This is a genomic window from Agrobacterium sp. SORGH_AS 787 (assembly GCF_030819035.1).
Lineage (GTDB): Bacteria > Pseudomonadota > Alphaproteobacteria > Rhizobiales > Rhizobiaceae > Agrobacterium > Agrobacterium larrymoorei_B.
In genome coordinates this window covers 192,502-216,342 of the sequence record NZ_JAUTBG010000002.1, presented here as the reverse complement: position 1 = coordinate 216,342, position 23,841 = coordinate 192,502, and the positions used below count along the sequence as shown (strand labels likewise).

22 protein-coding genes are annotated in these 23,841 nt (G+C 58.9%); 18 read left to right on the top strand and 4 right to left on the bottom strand.

The window, feature by feature from the left end:
* Positions 1–72 precede the first annotated feature (72 nt).
* The 12 genes from urtB (at position 73) to ureC (ending at position 10,610) form a co-directional block, all read left to right on the top strand.
* Complete coding sequence (gene urtB, locus QE435_RS10460; RefSeq protein ID WP_349041317.1) at positions 73–1,680, top strand: urea ABC transporter permease subunit UrtB; 1,608 nt, start codon at positions 73–75, stop codon at positions 1,678–1,680.
* Complete coding sequence (urtC, locus tag QE435_RS10455; RefSeq protein ID WP_349041316.1) at positions 1,677–2,846, top strand: urea ABC transporter permease subunit UrtC; 1,170 nt, start codon at positions 1,677–1,679, stop codon at positions 2,844–2,846. Before urtB ends, urtC begins: the two co-directional genes overlap by 4 nt.
* A 7-nt stretch (positions 2,847–2,853) precedes the next feature.
* Positions 2,854–3,615, top strand: coding sequence for an urea ABC transporter ATP-binding protein UrtD (urtD, locus tag QE435_RS10450; RefSeq protein WP_062426613.1), 762 nt, complete (start codon positions 2,854–2,856; stop codon positions 3,613–3,615).
* Between the two features lie 2 nt (positions 3,616–3,617).
* Positions 3,618–4,313 carry an urea ABC transporter ATP-binding subunit UrtE gene (urtE, locus tag QE435_RS10445; protein WP_062598804.1) on the top strand — a complete coding sequence of 232 codons (696 nt, stop codon included), beginning with the start codon at positions 3,618–3,620 and terminating at the stop codon, positions 4,311–4,313.
* Between the two features lie 242 nt (positions 4,314–4,555).
* Positions 4,556–5,770, top strand: a complete 1,215-nt coding sequence (locus QE435_RS10440; RefSeq protein WP_349041315.1) for a polyhydroxybutyrate depolymerase — start codon at positions 4,556–4,558, stop codon at positions 5,768–5,770.
* The gene (locus tag QE435_RS10435) at positions 5,701–6,528 is read left to right on the top strand and encodes an urease accessory protein UreD (RefSeq protein WP_349041314.1); all 828 of its coding nucleotides are present in this window, start codon (positions 5,701–5,703) and stop codon (positions 6,526–6,528) included. Before QE435_RS10440 ends, QE435_RS10435 begins: the two co-directional genes overlap by 70 nt.
* Positions 6,529–6,644: 116 nt before the next feature.
* Positions 6,645–6,947 (top strand): urease subunit gamma, encoded by a 303-nt coding sequence (locus QE435_RS10430; RefSeq protein ID WP_062426232.1) that lies wholly within the window; start codon positions 6,645–6,647, stop codon positions 6,945–6,947.
* A 21-nt stretch (positions 6,948–6,968) separates the two neighbouring features.
* Positions 6,969–7,523 carry a hypothetical protein gene (locus QE435_RS10425; protein WP_130979282.1) on the top strand — a complete coding sequence of 185 codons (555 nt, stop codon included), beginning with the start codon at positions 6,969–6,971 and terminating at the stop codon, positions 7,521–7,523.
* The gene (locus QE435_RS10420) at positions 7,520–7,825 is read left to right on the top strand and encodes an urease subunit beta (RefSeq protein WP_062439962.1); all 306 of its coding nucleotides are present in this window, start codon (positions 7,520–7,522) and stop codon (positions 7,823–7,825) included. Before QE435_RS10425 ends, QE435_RS10420 begins: the two co-directional genes overlap by 4 nt.
* Positions 7,825–8,250, top strand: a complete 426-nt coding sequence (locus QE435_RS10415) for a lysozyme inhibitor LprI family protein (protein WP_349041313.1) — start codon at positions 7,825–7,827, stop codon at positions 8,248–8,250. The genes QE435_RS10420 and QE435_RS10415 overlap by 1 nt, the downstream gene beginning before the upstream one ends.
* A 5-nt stretch (positions 8,251–8,255) precedes the next feature.
* Positions 8,256–8,897 (top strand): Urease operon accessory protein, encoded by a 642-nt coding sequence (locus QE435_RS10410; RefSeq protein ID WP_349042838.1) that lies wholly within the window; start codon positions 8,256–8,258, stop codon positions 8,895–8,897.
* A 3-nt stretch (positions 8,898–8,900) separates the two neighbouring features.
* Positions 8,901–10,610: an urease subunit alpha gene (gene ureC / locus QE435_RS10405; protein WP_306933996.1), complete on the top strand. Its 1,710-nt coding sequence runs from the start codon at positions 8,901–8,903 to the stop codon at positions 10,608–10,610.
* A 227-nt stretch (positions 10,611–10,837) separates the two neighbouring features.
* Here the strand turns inward: ureC and QE435_RS10400 are convergent, their stop codons facing one another.
* Entirely contained in the window at positions 10,838–12,157 is a 1,320-nt protein-coding gene (locus QE435_RS10400; protein ID WP_349042837.1) for an MFS transporter, read from the bottom strand.
* Positions 12,158–12,523: 366 nt separating this feature from the next.
* Here QE435_RS10400 and QE435_RS10395 point away from each other — a divergent pair, with 366 nt between their 5' ends.
* The 6 genes from QE435_RS10395 to ureG all read left to right on the top strand — a co-directional run bounded on the left by QE435_RS10395 (position 12,524) and on the right by ureG (position 18,851).
* Positions 12,524–14,275, top strand: a complete 1,752-nt coding sequence (locus QE435_RS10395) for an ATP-binding protein (protein WP_349042836.1) — start codon at positions 12,524–12,526, stop codon at positions 14,273–14,275.
* Positions 14,272–15,594, top strand: coding sequence for a sigma-54 dependent transcriptional regulator (locus QE435_RS10390; RefSeq protein WP_349041312.1), 1,323 nt, complete (start codon positions 14,272–14,274; stop codon positions 15,592–15,594). Before QE435_RS10395 ends, QE435_RS10390 begins: the two co-directional genes overlap by 4 nt.
* Positions 15,595–16,041: 447 nt before the next feature.
* Positions 16,042–16,878 (top strand): GGDEF domain-containing protein, encoded by an 837-nt coding sequence (locus tag QE435_RS10385; protein WP_349041311.1) that lies wholly within the window; start codon positions 16,042–16,044, stop codon positions 16,876–16,878.
* Positions 16,879–17,002: 124 nt separating this feature from the next.
* Entirely contained in the window at positions 17,003–17,482 is a 480-nt protein-coding gene (gene ureE, locus QE435_RS10380; RefSeq protein WP_306933989.1) for an urease accessory protein UreE, read from the top strand.
* A 3-nt stretch (positions 17,483–17,485) separates the two neighbouring features.
* Positions 17,486–18,157 carry an urease accessory protein UreF gene (locus QE435_RS10375; protein ID WP_349041310.1) on the top strand — a complete coding sequence of 224 codons (672 nt, stop codon included), beginning with the start codon at positions 17,486–17,488 and terminating at the stop codon, positions 18,155–18,157.
* Between the two features lie 82 nt (positions 18,158–18,239).
* Entirely contained in the window at positions 18,240–18,851 is a 612-nt protein-coding gene (gene ureG / locus QE435_RS10370; RefSeq protein ID WP_349041309.1) for an urease accessory protein UreG, read from the top strand.
* Positions 18,852–18,886: 35 nt separating this feature from the next.
* On the opposite strand, the gene QE435_RS10365 is transcribed toward ureG, so the two are convergent.
* The 3 genes from QE435_RS10365 to QE435_RS10355 form a co-directional block, all read right to left on the bottom strand.
* Positions 18,887–19,498, bottom strand: coding sequence for a 3'-5' exonuclease (locus QE435_RS10365; protein WP_349041308.1), 612 nt, complete (start codon positions 19,496–19,498; stop codon positions 18,887–18,889).
* 108 nt (positions 19,499–19,606) lie between these two features.
* Complete coding sequence (locus tag QE435_RS10360; protein WP_349041307.1) at positions 19,607–20,296, bottom strand: cyclic nucleotide-binding domain-containing protein; 690 nt, start codon at positions 20,294–20,296, stop codon at positions 19,607–19,609.
* 220 nt (positions 20,297–20,516) lie between these two features.
* The gene (locus QE435_RS10355; protein WP_349041306.1) at positions 20,517–23,840 is read right to left on the bottom strand and encodes an efflux RND transporter permease subunit; all 3,324 of its coding nucleotides are present in this window, start codon (positions 23,838–23,840) and stop codon (positions 20,517–20,519) included.
* Position 23,841 lies beyond the last annotated feature (1 nt).

Here is a 23,841-nt window from a genome sequence, read left to right as displayed (position 1 = left end):
GAACAGTTGTTCTCACTTCTGATTTCCGCCTGCAGTCATTTCTCCGCAGGCATCCAAGGGGGACTTGGGACCATGTTTGTTCGACTGTTGGCCGTGATCGGCCTGTTGTTCAGCCTGACGGCTTCGGCCTTTGCCCAGCAGGGCGATGCAAAGCCGTTGATCGATGCGCTGGGCAAGGCCGATTTCAAGCAGGCTGAAGCGCTGATCGGGCAGATCGCTGCGACCGGCGACGCGCGTGTCGTGCCTGCACTGGAAGCGCTTGCGGCTGGCGAGCTTTATGTTCGCAAGGCCGATAGCCTGGTGTTTCTCACCAAGCCCGCCGGCGATAATCTGACCCTGATCGATCCGGTGACGGGTGAGGCGGTCGGTGATGCGCCGAAGGCTGCGGTCACGAAGATCAAGGTCAACAATACGTTGCGCCGTGTTACCCGCGCAGCGCTTGGCGGTCTGACATTGCTGAGCCCCGATCGCGGCGTGCGGCTTGCTGCGGCGGATGCCGTCTTGAAAGCGCCGAGCGCTGAAAATCTCGGGCTTCTAGAAGCCGCTCTGGCGAAAGAAACCGATGCCCAGGTTCGCGCCCGCATGGAAGAGGCGCGTGCGGTGTCGGTCCTTAGTTCCGATCGCTCCGTCGAAGACAAGCGCAGTGCCATCGACACCATCAAGACCATCGGCGGGCGGGATGCGATCAGCATTCTGATGGCTGCGTCTTCGTCTGTCGATGCCAGTCTGAAACCGGACATCGATGCGGCGATCGCTCACATCCAGTCCTCGCTGGCGCTGTGGGATGCGGCGCAGAACATCTGGTACGGCCTGTCGCTCGGCTCGGTGCTGCTGCTTGCGGCCATCGGCCTTGCCATCACCTTCGGCGTGATGGGTATCATCAACATGGCGCATGGCGAGATGGTGATGATCGGCGCCTATGCCACCTTCATCGTGCAGGATATCATTCGCAGCCACTTCCCAGGTCTGTTCGACTGGTCGCTCGCTATTGCACTGCCCGTCGCTTTTCTGGCTACCGGCTTTGTCGGTCTCGTCATCGAGCGCGGTGTCATTCGCTTTCTCTATGGCCGTCCGCTGGAAACGCTGCTTGCCACCTGGGGCATTTCGCTGATCCTGCAACAGGGCGTTCGCTCCATTTTCGGGCCGACCAACCGAGAGGTCGGCAGCCCAAGCTGGATGTCCGGCTCCTTCAGCATCGGTTATCTGAATTTCACCTGGAACCGCGTCTGGATCGTCTGTTTCTCTCTGTCGGTGTTCTTCGCTCTGCTTCTGCTTCTGAAGCGCTCGTCCTTCGGCCTGCAGATGCGCGCCGTGACCCAGAACCGGCGCATGGCCTCTTCCATGGGTATCCGCACGCCCTGGGTCGATGCCTTCACCTTTGCGCTGGGGTCCGGCGTTGCCGGTCTTGCCGGTGTCGCCCTCAGCCAGATCGACAATGTGTCGCCCAATCTCGGACAGAGCTACATCATCGACAGCTTCATGGTCGTGGTCTTTGGCGGTGTCGGCAATCTCTGGGGAACGCTGGTCGGGGCGCTGTCGCTCGGTGTTCTCAACAAATTCCTCGAGCCCACCGTTGGCGCCGTTCTCGGCAAGATCCTCGTGCTCGTCCTCATCATCCTGTTCATCCAGAAGCGGCCACGCGGTCTCTTCGCACTCAAGGGAAGGGCGATCGAAGCATGATTACCGGCTTTCTCCTTCGCGCTCTCGACCGCCGCATCTCGATTGCCATCGGCTTCATTCTGGCCGTGGCGCTCATCATTCCCGCACTGAACCTGCTCTTGCCACCCAGCAACCCGCTGCATGTACCAACCTATATGATGTCGATGCTCGGCAAGTATCTGGCCTATGCGTTGCTCGCGCTGGCGCTCGATCTTGTCTGGGGCTATTGCGGCATTCTCTCGCTCGGCCACGGCGCCTTCTTCGCGCTCGGCGGCTATGCCATGGGCATGTATCTGATGCGCCAGATCGGCTCACGCGGCGTCTATGGCGATCCGGTGCTGCCCGATTTCATGGTCTTCCTCAACTGGAAAGAGCTGCCCTGGTTCTGGCACGGCTTCGACATGTTCTGGTTCGCCATGCTGATGGTGCTGGTGGTGCCCGGTCTGCTGGCCTTCATCTTCGGCTGGTTCGCCTTTCGCTCACGCGTCAACGGTGTCTATCTGTCGATCATCACCCAGGCGATGACCTATGCGTTGCTGCTCGCCTTCTTCCGCAACGACATGGGCTTTGGCGGCAATAACGGCCTCACAGACTTCAAGGACATTCTCGGCTTTTCCGTTCAGGCGGATGGCACACGTGCGGTGCTCTTTGCCATGACCGCCCTGATGCTGGCACTGTCCCTGATGATTGCGTCCGGTATCGTCAATTCCAAGTTCGGCAAGGTACTGGTGGGTGTGCGCGATGCCGAAAGCCGTGTTCGCTTCCTCGGCTTTCGCGTTGAAAACATCAAGCTCTTCACCTTCGTCGTCTCTGCGATGATGGCGGGCATTGCCGGTGCGCTCTTCGTGCCCCAGGTGGGCATCATCAATCCGGGCGAATTCGCGCCTGCCAACTCCATCGAGGTGGTCGTCTGGACGGCGGTCGGCGGTCGCGGCACGTTGATCGGCCCGATCATCGGCGCGCTGCTGGTCAATGGCGGCAAGAGCTATTTTACCGGCGCTTTTCCTGAATTCTGGCTCTTTGCGCTGGGTGGCCTCTTCATCGCTGTGACGCTGTTCTTCCCCAAGGGCATCGTTGGCACCATCCAGCACACCATGGCGGGCCGTCGCGGCAAGGGTGCGACACCGAAGGACAATCCGGCAAAGCCCGGCAATGACGATGCGGTCGCGCATCAGGCAGCGGAGTGAGGCGGTTATGAACACAGTTTCCGATACGAGAGCCAAAAGCCTTCTCTATCTCGACGGCGTTTCCGTCTCCTTCGATGGCTTCAGGGCGCTGAACTCTCTTTCCTTCGTTGTTGAGCCCGGCGAACTACGCGCCATCATCGGCCCGAATGGCGCGGGCAAGACGACGATGATGGATATCATCACCGGCAAGACGCGGCCCGACAGTGGCACGGTGCTGTTCGAAGACCAGATCGATCTGACGAAAAAGGATGAGGCGGACATCGCCCAGCTCGGCATCGGTCGTAAATTCCAGAAGCCGACGGTGTTCGAAAGCCATACGGTCTGGGACAATCTGGAACTGGCGCTGAACCGCAAGCGCGGCGTTTTCGCCACCTTGTTCTATCGCCTGACGGCGGAAGACAAGGCACGCATAGAAGAAATCCTCGCAACCGTCCGCCTCGGCCACCGCCGGGACGATCTGGCGGCGAACCTCTCGCACGGCCAGAAGCAGTGGCTGGAAATCGGCATGTTGCTGGCTCAGGAGCCGAAGCTTCTTCTGGTGGATGAACCGGTGGCGGGCATGACGGACGCCGAAACGGCGGAGACGGCGGTGCTGTTGAAGGAAATCGCCAAGACCCGTTCCGTTGTGGTGGTGGAGCACGACATGGGCTTTATCCGCGAGCTTGGCGTCAAGGTGACATGCCTTGCCGAAGGCTCCGTGCTGGCCGAGGGATCGATCGACTTCGTCTCGAACGATCCGAAGGTCATTGAGAATTATCTGGGGCGGTGAACATGCTAAGCGTCGAAAACATCAATCTTCACTATGGTGCGGCGCAGGCTTTGCGTGGCATCTCGCTCAATGCCGAGATGGGCAAGATCACCTGCGTGCTGGGGCGTAACGGGGTGGGCAAGAGTTCGCTGTTGCGTGCGGTCACCGGGCAGCACGCCATTAGCGGTGGCTCGATCACCTTTGGGGGCGAAAGCCTCAATGGTCTGGCGCCCTATCAGCGGGCCAAGCGCGGGGTCGGCTATGTGCCGCAGGGGCGTGAAATCTTCCCGTTGCTGACGGTGCAGGAAAATCTGGAGAGCGGCTATGCGCCGTTGCCGCGCAAGGAGCGGTTTATTCCAGACGATATTTTCAGCCTGTTTCCGGTGCTGCAAAGCATGTTGTCACGCCGCGGCGGCGATCTTTCCGGCGGGCAGCAGCAGCAGCTGGCGATCGGTCGGGCACTCGTAACGCGTCCGAAGATCCTCGTTCTGGACGAGCCGACCGAAGGCATTCAGCCGTCGATCATCAAGGACATCGGTCGGGCGATCAAATATCTGCGGGACTCCACCGGCATGGCGATCCTGCTGGTCGAGCAGTATCTGGATTTTTGCCGCGAGCTTGCCGACTATGTCTACATCATGGATCGCGGCGAGGTCGTTCATCAGGGTGCGGCGGAAACGCTGGATACGCCGGAAGCGCGCCGGCACCTGACAGTATAACTGCACCGGATTTACTCACGCCGTAATAAAAACCCCGTGATAAAGTGAACAGCCATGCGCTGAGACATGGCTTTCATGCAGGTTTTTACGTTTCATTCATCAAAGTCCTGTGTTATTGGCAACATGAATGCTGCATGCAAGACACACCCGAGGGGTCATCTGCACGCCGCGACCGTCGATCCCTTACATTCCGCGAATTTTCCGGCATCTTGTCGGAGAACTGTGCCAATAAAGGCGTGCCGATGAATTTGACTGTTGCTGGCCGGACATTCCGGCTTCCATTTCCTGCCAAGACATTGTTCGCAGGTTTTGCCATTCTCACAAGCATGAGCGCCGCTGCATCGGCATCGATGTGCGGTGAGGCTGTAACGCCGGGTCGGCACGCGTTTTCGCTCATGTCACAAGGGTCAGAACGCGAGGGCGTCTATTTCGTTCCATCCTCTTATGATGGATCGAAGCTGGTGCCGGTGGTTTTTGATTTTCATGGCAGCAACAGCAACCCGAACGGCCAGCTCGACCGTAGCGGTTGGGACAAGGTTGCCGAACGCGCAGGCGTCGTGGTCGTGGCACTGCAGGGCAGTCTCGATGGTGAGTTGCCGGGCACCCATGCCTGGAACGTGCCGGGCGTGACGACCCGGCCGGGCGGGCTGGATGAGGTCTCTTTCATCCGCGATGCGGTTTCCATGGTGAAATCCAAATTCTGCGTCGATGAAGAGCGCTTCTATGGCTCCGGCTATTCCGGTGGCGGGCGCATGCTTTCTCAATATCTGTGCAGCGGTAGCAATGATTTTGCCGCGGCAGGCTTCGTCGCGTCGCTGCGCGCGGGCGTTCCGGTGGAAGCCGAAGGCCGTTGGCGGCCGGATATGGCAAGCTGCACACCGGCCAAGCCCATGTCGATCATCGCTTTTGCTGGCACGAAAGATCCAGCCAACCCCTATCAGGGTGGCGGCAAGCCCTACTGGCAGTATGGCGGCGAGACGGCGCTGAAGCGGTGGGCGGAGCTCGATGGTTGCAAGGGTGCCGTGAAGAGCAAGTCTCTCGGCAACTTCACCTTCAATTCCTACGATGTCTGCAAGAGCGGTTCACGCATCCATTCTTATGTGATCGACGCCTGGGATCATGCCTGGCCGCGCGCCACGATGAAATCCGAAGTCATTGCTGCCTCTGCCGTTTTGACCCGCAAACCCGGCGGCGACGTGACACCGAAGGCGCAGCCTGCGGTCGACCGCAAGACATCAGGTGATGAGAGTGCAAGACAGGTTGATGCCGCCGAAAGAATGTGGGATTTCTTCCAGAATACGGAAGGGCAGATGGTTGTCGACGCAACGTCGAAGACGGATTGCTCTGTGAAAGCGGTTTCCGCATCCGCGAAGCCCTCGGAGACGACGTGCAGCCAGTCCTTGAAAGCATCAGCCAACCCCGTCCGCAACGCGCCCGTGGCCGAGGACGCATTGTAACCAAAGCGCTTGATGGGCGCAGCCGTCTGGACGAATTGTTTCAGGAAGGCTGCGCCAAGATCAGGCTCCCCGACACCTTTTCCAATGAAATGGAAGCCATTCTCATCAATTCCTCCGGCGGTTTGACCGGCGGGGACGAGGTGGAATGGCAGGCGCATGCGAAGGCGGGAACCAGCCTCGTGGTGACGACGCAGGCCTGCGAGAAGGTCTACAAGGCCGCCGCCGGGACTGCGAACGTATCCGTTCGTATCACGGCGGAAGAAAACACCCGCCTGCATTGGCTTCCCCAGGAAACCATACTCTTCGACCGCGCTTCGCTGACGCGCAGGCTGGAGGCGGATCTCAATGCCTCGTCCGAGTTTCTCGCCGTCGAGGCGGTGCTGCTTGGCCGTCAGGCCATGGGCGAAGCGATGGAGGAGGGGCTGTTTCGTGACCGTTGGCGTATTCGTCACGGCGGCAAGCTCGTTCATGCGGAAGAGCTTTTTCTCGATGGCCGGATTGCCGATCTGACGCAGCATTCTTCCGTTCTCGCAGGCCGGGTTGCCTTCGCCACCATCCTCTATATCGGCCCGCTGGCCGAAGCGCTATTGCCTAAAATCAGGGCGTTTGCCAGAGAAAGCGGCGGCGCTAGTGAGTGGCAAGGCAAGCTCGTGGTGCGACTGTCCGCGCCGGACGGATTCTCCCTGAGAAAAATGCTTTTTCCCATCATTTCGCTCTTGCGCAACGGCGCGCCAGTGCCGAAAGTCTGGAATCTGTGAAGCGTGTGCAGCGCCCTGAAACTGGATGAGTATCCGGCTTAAGTTGCTGCATAGGCAGGATGATTTTGAGCGTACCTTTCAAACCCTGAAGGACGCTCGGCTGGAATGGGACGACGATGAACCTTACTCCCCGGGAAAAAGACAAGCTCCTGATCTCCATGGCGGCCATGGTGGCGCGTCGACGGCTCGAACGCGGCGTGAAACTCAATTACCCCGAGGCGATCGCGCTCATCACCGACTATGTGGTGGAAGGGGCGCGTGACGGCCGCGCCGTTGCCGAACTGATGGAAGCGGGCGCCCATGTCATTTCGCGCGATCAGGTCATGGAAGGCATCGCCGAGATGATCCATGACGTGCAGGTGGAAGCCACGTTCCCGGACGGCACCAAGCTCGTCACCGTTCATGAGCCGATTAGGTGATCTACCGGAAGGGCTTTGTCGATGAGCGCTGATGATCAACCTTCAGGTAGCAGAACGCCTCTCCAAGTGCGTGCAAGTGCCGACGTTCGTTATCAATACCTTCTAGAAGAGATGAAGGCAGCACGTACAAGAATCGATGAAGAAATTCGAACGATGAACCAGTTCGAAATTCTCAGTATGGTAGCGGTCGGTTTAATATATTGGCTCGTCTTAAGCGCTGAGAGCTTAAGGCCGCTTGCTTTAGCTTTGTCAGCCTTCTTTCCGGTCTTGATAAGTGGCTACGGCATATTTCGCTATCGAGCTCATGCTCACGTGATCAAGGTGCATGAAGCATATATTAAGATTCACATAGAGCGAAAAATATTTGGCAGGACAAGTCTAAGTGGACTTGTAAAGTACTATGACCGGAAAAAGACAGGTAATTTGAAAACTGCAAGATTCACCTTTTGGATCGTAGCGTTTTGCATTTCTTTGAGCCTATTTGTAGTGTGTTTGGTTGCGCCCGAAATGGTGCGAAAAATGGATAACCAAGTCAAATACACAACTGAAACCCATACAGTGGAAGCACGACCATGATACCAGGTGAGATCATTGCTGCCGAGGGCACGATAGAGCTCAATGCCGGCCAGCCGACCGTGACCATCGAGGTTGCCAATTCCGGTGACCGTCCGGTTCAGGTGGGCAGTCATTATCATTTCTTCGAGACCAATGCGGGGCTGATCTTCGAACGCGACAAGGCCCGCGGCATGCGGCTGGATATTCCGGCGGGTACGGCCGTGCGTTTCGAGCCGGGGCAGAAGCGCGAAGTGACGCTGGTGCCATTGTCGGGCAAGCGCGAGGTTTATGGGTTTCGCCAGCAGGTGATGGGAAAGTTGTGATGTTGAGGCCAATCTCCTCCGGCGTCTTTGCCTCTGTTCTTCTGGCCGCGGTGCTTGCGGCGAGTGGTCCAGCCTTCACGCAGGAGAGCAAGGCAAATTGTGCCGACCCGCAGACGCAGATGGAGATGACCCAGTGCGCGGGAGAGGATTACGACAAGGCCGACAAGGAATTGAACACGCAATATCGGAAGCTGCGCGCAATTCTGGTCGAACGTGACAAGGCAGCTGACGACCACAGCAAGGGTGCCGAAGAGGCACTCATTGCTGCCCAAAGTGCATGGATAGTCTTCCGCGATGCCAATTGCGACTTCGAGGGTTTCCAGGCGCGGGCGGGCACCATGGAGCCACAACCGGTTCTTTCCTGCCTTGCAGCGATGAGCCGGGCGCGGACCAACGACCTGCGCAAATGGACGGAAAGTTTCTGAAGACCATGAGCCGCCGGATCGTGATCGTTGGAAATGGGGAAATACCGCAGGGCGTGGCCGATTGGATCGACACTGCCGATGTCATTATTCGTTTCAATGATTGCCGCTCGCTCGGCGCAGGCGGCAGCCGGACCGACGTCGTCGCGGTTTGCAACACCGGACGGCCCGGTCGGCGGATGATCGAGGATCGCTCCTGGCGCGAAAGCCCGGGGGTCAAGGCGGCATCGGCGATCTGGTCGGTTCGCGACCCCGTCAAGTTCAGAGAGATGGAAGAGGATATCCATCGTCATTGGCCGGAGCTCGAGGATTTTTGTGTCGACTACAGTGCCGAGTTTGCCGCAATCGCCTCGGAGACCGGCAAAACCCATCTCGTCATTAGCCGCCAGGTGCATGAGTGGCTGGATGAGGAACTGAAAGGCCTGTCCCCTGAGCCTTATGTATGTCCAAGCACAGGGCTCTTCGCCATTCGCTACATGCTTGACGCTATTGGCGAAAAGGACGAACTCACCATTGCCGGTTTTTGCCATAAAGGTTGGAGCGGCCACCCCTTTTCTGTCGAAAAACAACTGGTTGACGCGCTTGTCACGCAGGGCAAGCTAAAACGACTGTCTTCCTTATCGAATTTCTCCGTCTCCGAAGGAGCCTGAACCATGTCCTACAAGATTTCCCGTGCCGCCTATGCCAGCATGTTCGGCCCGACCACCGGCGACAAGGTGCGCCTTGCGGACACGGAGCTCTTCATCGAAATCGAAAAGGATTTCACCACCTATGGCGAAGAGGTGAAGTTCGGCGGCGGCAAAGTCATTCGCGATGGCATGGGCCAGAGCCAGGCGACGCGTGCGGAAGGCGCTGTCGATACCGTCATCACCAATGCGGTGATTGTCGATCATTCGGGCATCTACAAGGCCGATGTGGGCCTGAAGGACGGGCGCATCCACGCAATCGGCAAGGCGGGCAATCCGGATACGCAGCCGGGTGTGACAATCATCGTCGGCCCTTCGACCGAAGCCATTGCAGGTGAGGGCAAGATCCTGACCGCTGGCGGTATGGACGCCCATATCCATTATATCTGCCCACAGCAGATCGAAGAAGCGCTGATGAGCGGCGTCACCTGCATGCTCGGCGGCGGTTCCGGCCCGGCGCATGGAACGCTCGCCACCACCTGCACCGGCGCATGGCATATCGAGCGGATGATCGAAAGCTTCGATGGATTTCCGATGAATCTGGCGCTCGCCGGGAAGGGCAATGCCTCGCTGCCGAAGCCGCTCGAAGAAATGATCCTGGCGGGTGCATCCTCGCTGAAGCTGCATGAGGACTGGGGTACGACACCGGCTGCCATCGACAACTGCCTGACGGTCGCGGACGCCTTCGACGTGCAGGTGATGATCCATACAGATACGCTGAACGAAAGCGGCTTCGTGGAAGACACGGTGGCCGCCATCAAGGGCCGCACCATCCATGCCTTCCATACGGAAGGGGCGGGCGGTGGTCACGCGCCGGATATCATCAAGGTCTGCGGCAACCCCAATGTCATTCCGTCCTCCACCAATCCGACGCGGCCCTACACGGTCAATACGCTGGCGGAACATCTCGACATGCTGATGGTCTGCCATCACCTGTCGCCCTCGATCCCTGAAGACATCGCCTTTGCCGAGAGCCGTATCCGCAAGGAAACGATTGCGGCGGAAGATATTCTGCACGACATCGGCGCCTTCTCAATCATTTCTTCCGATAGCCAGGCTATGGGCCGCGTCGGCGAAGTGGCGATCCGCACGTGGCAGACGGCGGACAAGATGAAGCGTCAGCGTGGTCGCCTGAAGGACGAAAAGGGCGAGAACGACAATTTCCGTGTGCGCCGCTACATCGCCAAATACACGATCAATCCGGCGATTGCCCATGGCGTCAGCCACGAGATCGGCTCGGTCGAAGTCGGCAAGCGTGCCGACCTCGTGCTATGGTCCCCAGCTTTCTTCGGCGTGAAGCCGGAAATGGTACTGCTGGGCGGTTCTATCGCGGCAGCCCCCATGGGCGACCCGAATGCCTCGATCCCCACCCCGCAGCCTATGCATTACCGCCCGATGTTTGCGGCCTACGGCAAGCTTCGCACCAACTCCTCCGTTACCTTCGTCTCGCAGGCCTCGCTCGATGGTGGGCTTGCGCAGCGCCTCGGCGTCGCCAAGAAGCTGGTGGCGGTGAAGAATGTCCGTGGCGGCATCTCGAAGGCCTCCATGATCCACAACACGCTGACGCCGCATATCGAGGTGGACCCGGAAACCTACGAAGTCCGCGCCGACGGCGAGTTGCTGACCTGCGAACCGGCGACGGTTCTGCCCATGGCACAGCGCTACTTCCTGTTCTGATATCGGGCTTTCGAAACTATCCGCATAGCTGCGCGATCGCCGCCTTAGCGCCGTCTCCGCTCTGTCGGCGGATCGGCCAGGGGCGGACGCGTTTGAAGTGATGCATTTAGCTTTTCCGGTACTGACGTCAGTTACGATAACTCATCTAGCCAAATGAAGCGGGCGCCGTCCGAAGACGACGCCCGCGTTCAATATGGCATCGGTTGCAGACCCCTGGTGAGGGTCTTTTAGTCTTCGATGATCTCGCTCTGCTTGCTGGTGTCTCGCATGAACAGATAGACGATGAGCGACACGCCGATCATGGCGGTGACGTACCAGTAGAAGCCCTGTTCCCAACCGGCGCTCTTGAAGCGTAGTGCAACGAACTCGGCAGTGCCGCCGAAGAGCGTGTTGGCGAGCGCGTAAGGCAGGGCGACACCCAGTGCGCGGATATGGGCGGGGAAAAGCTCCGCTTTGACCACGGCATTGATCGAGGTGTAGCCCGTGACAATGACAAGGGCGGCCATGACCAGCAATCCGGCGGTGAGCGGGTCCTTCGTCTGTTCCAGAGCCGAGAAGATCGGATAGGTGCAGAGGACGCCCAGCACACCGAATGTGATCATCAGAGGCTTGCGGCCGATCTTGTCGGACAATCCGCCAGCGATGGGCTGCAGCAGCATGAAGATGAAGAGTGTGACGGCGTTGATTTCGCTGGCAACCTCGCGGGAGAAACCGGAGGTGTTGACCAGGAATTTCTGCATGTAAATGGAGTAGGCATAGAAGGCCAAGGTACCGCCTGCTGTCAGCAGCATGACGAGTGCGGTCTCTTTCGGATGCTTGGTCAGCAACTGCCAGAAGCCAGACTTCGGCTTGCCTTCAGCCTTGGCGTTCTTGAAGCTTTCGGTTTCCGCAAGACCGCGACGCAGCCAGAAGACGACGATGGCGAGAGCCGCACCGACGAAGAACGGGATGCGCCAGCCCCAGGCGTTGAGGGCTTCCGTGCTCATGACGTTCTGTAGAATGATCAGGACGGCGATGGCCAGAAGCTGGCCCGAGATCAGGGTCACGTATTGGAAGGAGGAGAAGAAGCCGCGGCGTTCCTTGCCGGCCATTTCGGAGAGATAGGTGGCAGAGGCGCCGTATTCGCCGCCGACGGAGAGACCCTGCAGGAGACGGGCGATGACCAGAAGCGTAGGGGCGAGAACGCCAATCGTGTTGTAGTCAGGCGTCAGGGCGATGATCAGCGAGCCCAGGCACATCAGGGTCACTGAAAGCGCCAGTCCGGACTTGCGGCCACGACGGTCAGCATAAAGACCCATGATCCACGCGCCGACGGGACGCATGACGAAGCCGACGGCAAAGACGGCGGCAGAATTGAGAAGCTGTGCGGTCTGATCGCCTGCGGGAAAGAAGTGCGGCGCGAAGTAAAGCGCGAATGCGGCGTAGACGTACCAGTCGAACCATTCGACGAGGTTGCCCGTCGAACCGCCGATAATCGATTTCAGGCGGTGCTTTCGGTCTGGAGACTGCGCGACGGCTCCCTGGGTGATGGCATTTCCGGTCTCGATCAACACACTCGGACCCTCCCTTGGTCAAGTTTCACAAAGACACCCGGTGCCTGTTCAGGCAGGGGCAAGATCGTGACGCGCGGCTTGAGCTTGGGGTCTTCCCTCTAAGTAACCAGCAAGCGTTCCGCGGAAAGCGTCCTCGCTGATCAGCACATGGCCGTTGATTGCAAAGCTTTTGGGCCATCCTCCCGACGGCGCGTCCTCTTCATGCAATTTGCTGAGGGCAGGTGGTCGTGTGAAGGATTTACTGATTCTCCTCTAAGTTATTGAAATTGATGTTCTTATCCACTTTTTCAGAGAGTTTCATGCGAAATCTGTGCTGATTCTTGCATGGTGTTTTGATTGATTGTGCAATATCCTGCACAGATGTTTCCAAAACCCCGCCTACAGATCTTACTGCTATTGCTGCTCGTAGGAGCCACCATCACTCTTGTTTGGAGCGGAGCGTCTTTCTGGTCCCGCCGGCAAGCGGCGGAACAACTGGTGGAGGAGGCTGAATTGCTGGTGCGTCAGCACAGCCTGTTGATCGACAGCGAGCTTGCCCGTGTCCGCCTGATGCCGATCGTTCTTGGTGAATATGGTGATCTGGTCGATGTCCTCTCGACCAGGAACCCGGAGACGGCGGCGCGGCTTAGCGAGAAATTCGGTTCGCTGGTGCAGGAGACGGGAGCCTCCTATATCTATCTGATCAATCGCGCTGGCGTTGCCGTGGCCGCCTCCAATGCCGGTGATGACAGAAGTTTCGTCGGGCAGGATTTCGGTTTCCGACCCTATTTCACCGGCGCGATGCGGGACGGTGAGGCGGAGTATTATGGTGCCGGCTTGCTCACCCACCAGGCAGGCTTGTTTCTGGCACGGCGGGTTGGTCAAAGCGATGCCGCGTCCGGTGTCGTCGTCGTGAAGTTCGAGTTCGGCGCGCTTTCTGCCATCTGGGCCGGAGATCCAGGGCGCACGTTGATCGTCGATGCCAACGGCATCGTTCTGGCGGCACCCGATCAGGACCAGATTTTGACGACGCTGACGCCCTTGCCGACCGCGGTTCGCAGCCGGATCGATGCGATCAGCCAGTATGGCGACGCAAAGTTGGAACCGGGCAACTATCGCTTTGCAGGCCCCAATCGTATCGAGACGGTTCAGGGCGCTGATATGGTCTATGCCGCACTTCCCATTGCCGGAACGGATCTTCGCATCCTGCATCTTCTCGACACGCGGCCAGCACGCATCGCTGCGGACCGGCGGGCGGCGCTTGCCACGCTTGCCATCCTGCCGCTTCTGCTTCTCGCCGGTTTCGGCGTATGGTGGCAGGCCGATCGTGCGGCACGGCGCGCTGCCGAGCGACGTAACCTCGAGGCGGCAGTTGCTCAACGAACGGCACAGCTACGTGAGGAAATGGGATATCGAGCGATCGCTGACCAGCGTTATCGAGAAGCGCGCGAGGAGCTGGCGCAGGCCAATCGGCTTGCCTCCGTCGGCTCCATTACCGCTGGGCTCATGCATGAGATCAATCAGCCGGTTGCCACCATTCGCACCCTTTCGGAAAATGCGCTTCACCATCTTGCGGCCAATCGCAGCGAGCGGGTTCGCGATAGTCTCGGCACGATGATTGCGATGACGGAGCGGATCGGCACGCTGACGCAGGAAATGCGCGGTTTCGCGAAGAAGGGCGAAGGGCGGATCGTTGAAGAACCTCTGGATGGCATTATCGCTGGCGCAATGTTGTTGATGGAAGACCGGATCGCCAAGGCGGGCATCCGCCTGACCCTGCCGCCAAGCGGTCAACCGCGTGTGCTTGGCAAGCGTGTGCCGCTCGAACAGGTTCTGGTCAATCTCTTACAGAACGCCATGGACGCACTGGAGGGACGGCCCGATCCGGAGATTGCGATCACTGTGGAGCGCGAGAACGCGTCGATCTGCCTGACGGTTGCCGATAACGGCGCCGGCATCGATCCGCAGCTCGGCAAGCAAGTTTTCGAGCCCTTCGTTACCGGCAAGCCCAATGGTCTTGGGCTTGGTCTTGGCATCGCCCAGGACATCATGAAGGATCTCGGCGGTTCTCTTACCATCACGGCGTCGGCGCTTGGGGGCGCGGCGTTTATCGTGACCATGAGGGCAGCATGACGCAGAACGTACCGGAGAAGATCTTGCTCGTCGAAGACAATGTCGCCTTCCGCGCAGCATTGGCCGACAGCTTCGCCATTGCCGGCTTGGAGGTGGAGGTGCATGATGATGGCAAATCGGCGCTTGCCAGCCTCTCCACCACGCTGCCCGGTGTCGTCGTTACCGATCTGCGCATGCCGCACCTTGATGGCAACGACCTGTTCGATGCCATTCTGGCCCGTGATCGCGAACTGCCGGTCATCCTGATGACGGGGCATGGCGATATCGCCATGGCAGTCGCAGCCCTGAAACGGGGCGCCTTCGATTTCGTGGCAAAGCCCTTCATGACCGACCATCTGATCGCCTCGGTTCGGCGCGCGTTGGAAACCCGCCGTCTCGTGGTGGACAATCGCAGACTGCGCCAGGCGGCATTGGAGGCGGAACGCACATCGCCGCTGCTCGGCCAGACACCTGTGATGGTGCAGTTGCGGGATTTGATCGAGCGGGTCGGCCCAACGGATGTCAATGTCCTGATCGAAGGCGAGACGGGGACTGGCAAGGAATTGATTGCCAGGCTCTTGCACCAGGGAAGCCCGCGGCGCGCGCGCCCCTTCATCCGCATCGACTGTGCGTCGATCTCCGATACGATGGTTGACGAGACACTGTTCGGCACGCGCCTGCGTCGGGGGCTGATAGCGGAGGCTCACCGGGGAACGCTGTTCTTGGATGGGGCAGAGACCATGTCTCCGCTGATGCAGGGTCGGATGCTGGGCGTGGCGGAAAGCCGGGAGATGCTCAATCCGAGTGGCGGGACGACACCCGTCGACGTCAGGATCCTCAGCACCCTCACGAGAAAACATCTCTCCGGTGACGACGAAAAGGCAGGCTTGCGCAAGGATCTGCTTTATCACCTCGAGACCGTCCGCATCGGTGTACCGCCACTGCGCCAAAGGCAGGGGGACATCGCTATTCTGTTTCATGTGTTCCTGGAGGATGCAGCGCGGCGTCACGGGCTTCCCAGTCCGCAGATCGATGCCGAGATCGAGGCCTTTCTGCTCAGCAATGAGTGGCCGGGCAATGTCCGAGAGTTGCGCAACTATGCTACCCAGGTTGCGCTTGGTCTGGCCCCGCCGCACCGCCCCGCCTCGACGCGGTTGGGTCTGGTCGAGCAGATGGACGCTTTCGAGACGAGCGTTCTGACCCAGGCACTCCAGAGCCATGGCGGAGACGCAACCGCCGTCGCGGAGGCTTTGAAGCTTCCCCGGCGAAGCCTTTACGCCCGGTTACAGCGCCTTGGCATTTTGCCATCGTCTTTCCGAAAGCCACGTGAGGAAAGCTAGAGCATCTCCAGCCGAAGCGTGATCGCTTCGGCGTCTGGCAAGGCAGCGAGAACAAGAACTTGGAGCATTCCAGTGACCACGGGATCACCGGAATGCTCTAGGATTGTCGTGCTCACCTTTTACTTGCGGCGATGCTGTCCAAAACTCTCGGCCGCGCCTCACAGTATACGGAATCTGGGGATAACCGAAACTTAACCCAGATTGATAGCAAGCGCGGCGGAAGTGCTGTCTGAGGGCATTTTTGCGAGAATTTTTCGGATCATTCCTGCGGCTTCGTCGTTCATGCCCGTGAGGAATTGCTAACTTAAGATCATCCTTGTTTAAGTGCGTCTATAGATATTTTCAAAGTATCTAATATGAGTAAAGCTAGCTTAAACTTTTACTTGTTTTATTGTCGGTGTCGCAACCTTTTCTGCTTATCGGTTGCCTTATGGAGGTAAGAGGCTGATGGCTGACGGGTTCGCAAAGTTTATCTCTCTCGACATGAGTCTCAGCGATCCAGGCAAGGGGCAGACGCTGCAAAGTTTTGCGCTGAAAATGGTGTTTATCTCCATATCCTTGTCCATCCTTATCAGTCTGGCGGTCATTCTGCTCGGCTCCACGCTGGAGCTTCTTCCCGTTCCGCTTGCGGAGGCTGTGTCCTACAGCATCGCCATGGGCTGGATCGTCGGCGGTCTGGTGGCCGGAATTCTCTGCAAGGTTCTTGCCAAGGCAATCCGCCAGTTGCGTGAATCGCAGGCGGAGTTCGAGCGGCTGAGCCGGACCGATACGCTATCGGGGCTTGCCAATCGCCGCGCCTTCAACCAGGTGTTCGAAGATATCCAGAGCAATGCGTCGCTCGCGATCTTCGATCTCGATCGCTTCAAGTCGATCAACGACAATTTCGGCCACAGTGCCGGTGATCTGGTGATAAAACGCGTTGCTCGGGCAATCGAGGATGTGTTCGGTGATTTTCACTGTGTCGCGAGGCTCGGTGGCGAAGAATTCGGCGTGATCGTTTGTGGCGGAGACCGCAAGGATCGCGTCGCGCTGATCGAAATGGCGCGCGTCCGCGTTGCCTGTCTGTCCGTCAATTTCGAGGGCAATCTTTTGCAGACCACGGTTTCCGTCGGCATTGCCGAGATCGAGCCTTCGCGCTCGAAACACGATACCTTCGCCTTGGCCGACAAGGCGCTCTATACCGCCAAGGCCGCGGGGCGCAACCGTCTTTGCCACAGTGATGACGCCTTTGCGCGCATGGAGCGCAATGAGACGCTCAGCATGGCTCTCCAAGTGGCCTCTTGAAGCAATCAGGCTTGGAGGTCGTCGTCATTTATGAGGTGCATTCCTGCTGGCCGCTGGCTTGCAATCCCTCGTTCCATCCGGCAAGACTCGATGCTTGAAGCATTTCAGTCAGGCCGGAAACTCCATGTTACGTGTTCAATCCTATCTCCCCGCAGGCACACCAGCCGATGAGCCGAGCGGCTATGTCACCCTTGCCCATGATCAGAGACATTTGCGGCGCAAGCTCTTGCATCTCCAGAATGACGAGATGGTCATGCTGGACTTGAAGGAAGCCGTACTGTTTGCCCATGGCGATCTGCTCGTCGTCGAAAATGGCGATCTGGTGGAAGTGCGCGCGGCCAATGAGAAGCTGTTCGAGATCACTGCAAAGAGCCCGCTGCATCTGATCGAGCTTGCCTGGCATCTCGGCAATCGCCACCTGTCGGCCCAGATCGAAGAGGGTCGCATCCTCATTCTGCGCGATCACGTCATTCGCGCCATGCTCGAGGGGCTGGGTGCAACGGTGCGGGATGTGGAAGAGCCTTTCCAACCGGCTCGTGGCGCCTATCACGCGCATGGTGGTCATTCGCATGATCACGGGCATCACCACCACCATCATGATTGACGCATGACACAGAGACGCAATGTCGACAGCCTGCTCAGACTGCTGGCCTGGATGTCGCCCGCCTTTCCGGTCGGCGCCTTTTCCTATTCCGGCGGGCTTGAAAGCGCTGTCGCTGATCGCCGGGTTACCAATGCTGCGGGCTTGAGCGACTGGATTGGTCTCTCGCTCGAGCGTGGCACGTTGTGGAACGATGCGGTGATGCTGAGCGAGGCGTGGAACGGCTTTGCCGATGACGCTGTGCTGAATGAAATCGCCGAACTGTCGCGCGCTCTTGCGGGCTCGGCGGAGCGCTATCGCGAGACGGTTCTCCTGGGCGATGCCTTTGTGGATGCCGCACGCGCCTGGCCGTCCCCTGTCTTCGGCAGATTGCCTGTCTCGCCGACCTATCCGGTTGCGGTCGGTGCGGTTGCCGCGGCGCATGAGATTGCGCTGGAGGATGTTCTTGCCGCCTATCTGCATTCCGGCCTGTCGCAACTGATTTCCGCTGGTATACGGCTTGGCGTCGCGGGGCAGAAGGATGGTGTGGCGATCCTGGCAAGGCTGGAGGAGGCGGTAGCGGAGGTTGCAACACGCGCTTCCACCGCCACGCTCGATGATCTCGGATCGGCCACCATCATTGCCGATACGGCACCCATGCGCCATGAGGTGCAGGGAACGCGGCTCTTCCGCTCCTGACCATTTTCCATCTACTTTACTGTTGATGGGGCAGGCGTGAGACCGCTATGGTCGAGGAAACATATCCAGAAGGGAAGCAGGCATGAAATCGGGAAATGGGCCGCTCAGAGTTGGTATCGGCGGGCCTGTCGGTTCCGGCAAGACGGCATTGACGGAAAAGCTGTGCAAGGCGATGAGCTCGGAATTCTCCGTCGCCGTGGTCACCAATGACATCTACACCAAGGAAGATGCTGAAGCGCTGGTGCGCATGCAGGCGCTGCCATCGGAGCGCATCGTTGGCGTGGAGACCGGTGGCTGCCCGCATACCGCGATCCGCGAAGATGCGACGATCAATCTTCAAGCCATTGCCGGTTTGAACGAGCGCTTCCCCGATCTCGACGTCGTGTTCATCGAATCCGGTGGCGACAATCTCGCTGCCACCTTCTCTCCCGATCTTGCGGATATCACCATCTATGTGATCTCCGTCTGCCAGGGCGAGGAAATCCCGCGCAAGGGCGGGCCAGGCATCACCCGCTCCGACCTTCTTGTGATCAACAAGAAGGATCTGGCACCTTACGTCGGCGCCGATCTGGATGTGATGGACAGCGATGCCACCCGCATGCGCAAGGACATGCCGTTCTTCTTCACCGACATGAAACGCGGCGACGGCATCGACCGCATCGTCGGCTTTTTGAAGCAGCAGGGCGGCTTGTAAAAGCAATAGTCTGTAGAAGACAGGTGGGCAGGAGGTCAGTGACCAAAGGCCGAAGCTTGGAGTTTTCCAGACCGGAGCAGGTGTTGGAGGGTGTACGCGACCGACCGTGCATCGTCCAACGCGTCATGTCCCTGTAATTCCGGGTGTCTCAGACCATAATAATCGGCCAGTTTATTGCTTGGAGTCCGGCTCAAATCTTCCACCGGCATCCCAGCGGCAAGCAGAAGCTTAACCGCATTGTCGAACCGCGGTGCGGGTATGGCTGGTGGAATACCTTCGACGTAACAACTGATTGCGATCATGTTCAGTTCGTCTTTTCCCCATGACCAAAACTTTGCGCCCTCTGAAAATTGGTCGAGAGCGATCAACGCCGCTTGTAATGACTTACCCTGTTGGTTGATTTGCTCGCCGGTGATGCCTGTTAGCTCCGTGAAGTAAGGATCAATCTCGTAAAGATTCCCAGTCCTATCGCGGGGTTGTATATAGACTTTGAATGTTTCCAAGATTGGGAAATCATCTTCTATCCCAATTTTTGCCGCACCAATTTGCGCAATCACGGGGTCGGGGTCGATAGCAGCACACCAGAAACGGCTTTGTGAGCCGCGGATGCAAAGGAACTCGCAGTCAAAAACTATTGCTGTCTTCATTCAACCCTCCTCTCAATGTCTCTTGAGCAAGACTACTTGAGTTTGGAAAGCTGGCAATATCCTTACTTTTCCTCGCGAGCAGCTGCTGTTCGCCAACTCACGGCACTGTCAAAGCCTGTTCAGGGCCGCCGGGTCGTCGACATGGATCACACGGCCGCGCACACTGACGCCGCGGCTTTTCAGGGTGGAGAAGGCGCGGGACAGCGCTTCGGGTGCAAGGCCGAGTTTGCCGGCCAGAACGCTTTTCTGAAACGGCAAACGCAGAGAATATGCGCCATTCTCTGTCGGCGCCTGCGTCACTAGATAATGGGCCACGCGCTGAGGTGCTGTCTGCAACCGGTCATTGGCCACGCAGTCCATGACTTTCAGATTGTTTTTCGACAGCGTCTCGATCACGGCGCGGGCAACAGTGGGGTCGGCCTCGAGCATTGCCCTGATCCGCGACAGTTCCAGCCTTGCCAGCAGGCAGCATTCCGTCGTTTGGGCGCTGTAGCGGTGGTTACCCACCTCAAAGATCATGCAGTCATTGAAGGTTTCGCCGGTTGAGCAGATGCGGATATCGGCCTCACGGCCATCGCGGCTGGTGCGGAACAGGCGAACATGACCGCTCAGCACGTAGTAGAGATATTCCGCCGCACCGGCCTCGGTGAAGAGCATGTGGCGAGCGGGAAGCGTCAAAAGCGAGGCGGCGTCGACGACCGACCGCGCCGATGTCTCGCTCATGGAAGACAGAAGGTCACTGCGAATGAGAAGGGCTTCGTCCCTGTTGTTTAGTTTCTCGATCTTGCTCACGCTCATCCCCCAAGAACATAACCGTCTTCGCTTATCCCTCGCCCGGTCGATTTGGAGAGGGGCGAAGCGTCGGCCATGGATGTTGTCATGGGGCGAGGATAGCCGGTTCTACACAGGCTAAATTGATTTCGATCAAACTTTGGCGAAATTTGAGGGGTGTCGAGTTGAGCAGGGAACCCGGTGAATGCGCTTCACCGGGTTGAAGCCCATTGTTGCAAGACGTGATTTACTCCGCAGCGAGCGGCGGAAGCCGAAGCACGTTGTCGGATTTTCCGTTGCGGTTATCCTTTGGCGCGTTTTTCTCCACCGCTGCGATACGCTCTTCCATGGAGGCGATGGCCTGGCTGTTTTCCCGCGCGACGTTCGACAGTTCTTCCGACGACAGGATCGGATGCTCTTCCTCTTTCTTGCCGACAAAGCGGCCGAAGAGGTGGGACAGCAGACGCGATAGATCGTCCATGATCAGGAAGAAAGCCGGGACGACGATCAGCGATAGAACCGTCGAGACGATGATGCCACCGATCACCGCGATTGCCATCGGTGCACGGAAAGAGCCGCCTTCGCCGACACCAAGAGCCGAGGGCAGCATGCCGGCCGACATGGCGATCGACGTCATGATGATCGGGCGGGCGCGCTTGCGACCGGCCTCCACCATGGCGTGGACGCGCTCCATGCCGTGGCGGCGCATCTCGATGGCGAAATCGACGAGCAGGATGGCGTTCTTGGTGACGATACCCATCAGCATCAGAATGCCGATGAGAACCGGCATGGAGAGCGCGTTCTGCGTAACGATCAGCGCCACGGCCACGCCGCCAATGGCAAGCGGCAGCGAGAAGAGAATGGTGAAGGGCTGGATCACGTCCTTGAAGAGCAGGATAAGAACGACGAGCACCAGCAACAGGCCGAGCAGCATGGCGTTGACGAAGCCTTGCTGCATTTCACCCTGCACCTTGGCATCGCCGCTTTCCGCCAGGCGGACCGATGGCGGAAGCTTTGTTTCTTCGACGATCCGTTTGAACTCATTCGTCGAGGTATCGAGTGCAGTACCGAAGGGAACGTCGGAGCCGATGGCGACAACGCGGTTGCGGTCGTTGCGCTTGATGGAGCTCGGGCCTTCCGAATAGTCGATATCAGCCACGCTGTAGAGTGGCACGGTTGCCCCGGAAGCAGTCTTGATCTTCAGCGCGCGGATGGCGGCCAGATCGCGCCGCACGTCGAGCGAGGTCTGGACGCGGATCGGGATCTGCCGGTCATCCAGCGAAATCTTCGTCAGCTGTGCGTCGATATCGCCGATGGTGGCAACACGCACCGTTTGCGAAATCTGCTGCGGGGTGATGCCGAGGCGGGCGATCTCATCCTTGCGCGGGCGGATCTGCAGTTCTGGGCGTGGCAGAGCGCCTTCCGAGCTGACATTGGCAAGGATTGGAGACGCGCGCAGACGCGATTCCAGAATGCCGACAGCCTGGTTCAGGTCTTCCTCATTGGAGGAGAGGAAGTTGAATGCGAGCTCGCGCTCTGCGCGGTCGTTGAGCTTGATGATGCGGACATCGGGAATGCCGTGAACGCTGGCGAAGATGTCTCGCTCCACATCCCATTGCGGCCGCGTTCTGCCATTGTCTTCGACTTTGGGAAGATGCGGACCGATCAGCGGAATGGAGCCGAGCCCGTCATTGACGAGCGTCTTCAGCAGCGAGTGATCGATCTTTTTCAGGATGACGCGCACTGTCGCACGGCGCAGTTCGAGATCGCCCTTGGGAGACGCACCGCCGAGAATGAAGACACTTTCCACGCCATCGATGCCCTTGATCGCATTATTGATCTTGGCGGTCGTGGCGTCCGTCTCGTCCAGAGTCGCATTCGGCGGAAGCTCGATCGACAATACCACGCGTGATGAATCATCCGGCGGCAGGAAGCTGCCGGGCACCTGGGCAAGCAGTATCAGCGAGGCGATAAGGAAACCGATTGCGCCAAGCAAGGTGAGATAGCGTGCCCACCATTTGCTCGTGGTGGCCGTCACCATCCGCGTATAGGTCTTCATCAGGCGACCGTCATTGTCGTGATGATCGTCGACCGCATCGTCGGCGCGCATCAGATAGGCGGCCATTAGCGGCGTGATCAGACGCGCCACCATCAGCGAGAAGAAGACGGAGAAGGCAACCGTCAGGCCGAACTGGATGAAGTACTGGCCGGGAATGCCGGGCATGAAAGAGACCGGCACGAAGACGGCGATGATGGTGAAGCTGGTGGCGATTACCGCAAGGCCGATTTCATCGGCGGCTTCCAGCGCTGCGCGATAGGGTGTCTTGCCCATCTTGATGTGCCGCGAGATGTTTTCCACCTCCACGATCGCATCATCGACGAGAATACCGGTTGCCAGCGTCAGAGCCAGGAAGCTGACGAGGTTGAGCGAGAAGCCGAGCAGATCCATCACCCAGAAGGTGGGGATGGCCGAAAGCGGCAGTGCCACCGCGGCAATCAACGTGGCACGCCAGTTGCGCAGGAAGAGCAGCACGACGATGACGGCAAGGATCGAGCCTTCCATCAGCGTGTGAAGGGCTGCCTCATAGTTTCCATAGGTGAAGTAGACCGAGTCATCCACCATCTGGATGGCGACATCCGGATGGTTGGCACGGACCTTATCGAGGTTCTGCGCCACGGTTTCGGCAACGGTGACTTCGCTTGCGCCCTTGGCGCGGAAGACGGCGAAGGTGACGGCCGGATTGCCGTTGAAGCGCGAGAAGGACTTCGGCTCTTCATAGGTGTCGGTCACCCTGCCGAGTTCCGACAGTTTGACGAAGTTGCCGTTGGGTAGCGCGATGGTGGTGTTGGAAAGCTCCGCCACACTGCGGGCATCGCCCAGCGTACGGATGGTCTGTTCGTTGCCGCCCACCTGGCCGCGACCGGAACCGAGATCGATATTGGTGCCGCGCAGCTGGTTGTTCACCTCGGCTGCGGTAATGCCATAGGCGTCGAGCTTCGACGGGTTGAGCGACACACGCACTTCACGGTCCGCACCGCCATAGCGGTCGATCTTGCCGACGCCCGGCTGGCCCTGGAGTGCGCGCTTGATGGTGTCATCCACAAACCAGGAGAGCTCTTCCAGCGTCATGTTCGGCGAGGAGACCGCAAAGGTCTGGATCGCCTGACCTTCAACGTCGATCTTGCTGACGACGGGCTCTTCGATGCCGGCGGGAAGATTGGAGCGGATCTTGTCGATCGCGTCCTTGGTGTCCTGCACGGCCTCTTCGGTCGGTTTTTCGATGCGGAAAAGAACGGTCGTCAGCGACTGGCCGTCGGTGACGGTGGACTGGATTTCATCGATGCCGCTGATCGAGGCGACGGCATCTTCGACTTCCTTCGTCACCTGCGCTTCGAGTTCGGAAGGCGAGGCGCCGCTCTGCGTCACCGTGATAGCAACCACGGGAACGTCGATATTGGGGAAGCGGGTGATCGGAAGGTCGTAAAAGGCCTTGATGCCGAGAAACAGCAGCAGCGCGAAGGCAAGCAGCGGCGCAATCGGATTGCGGATGGACCATGCGGAGAAGTTCATG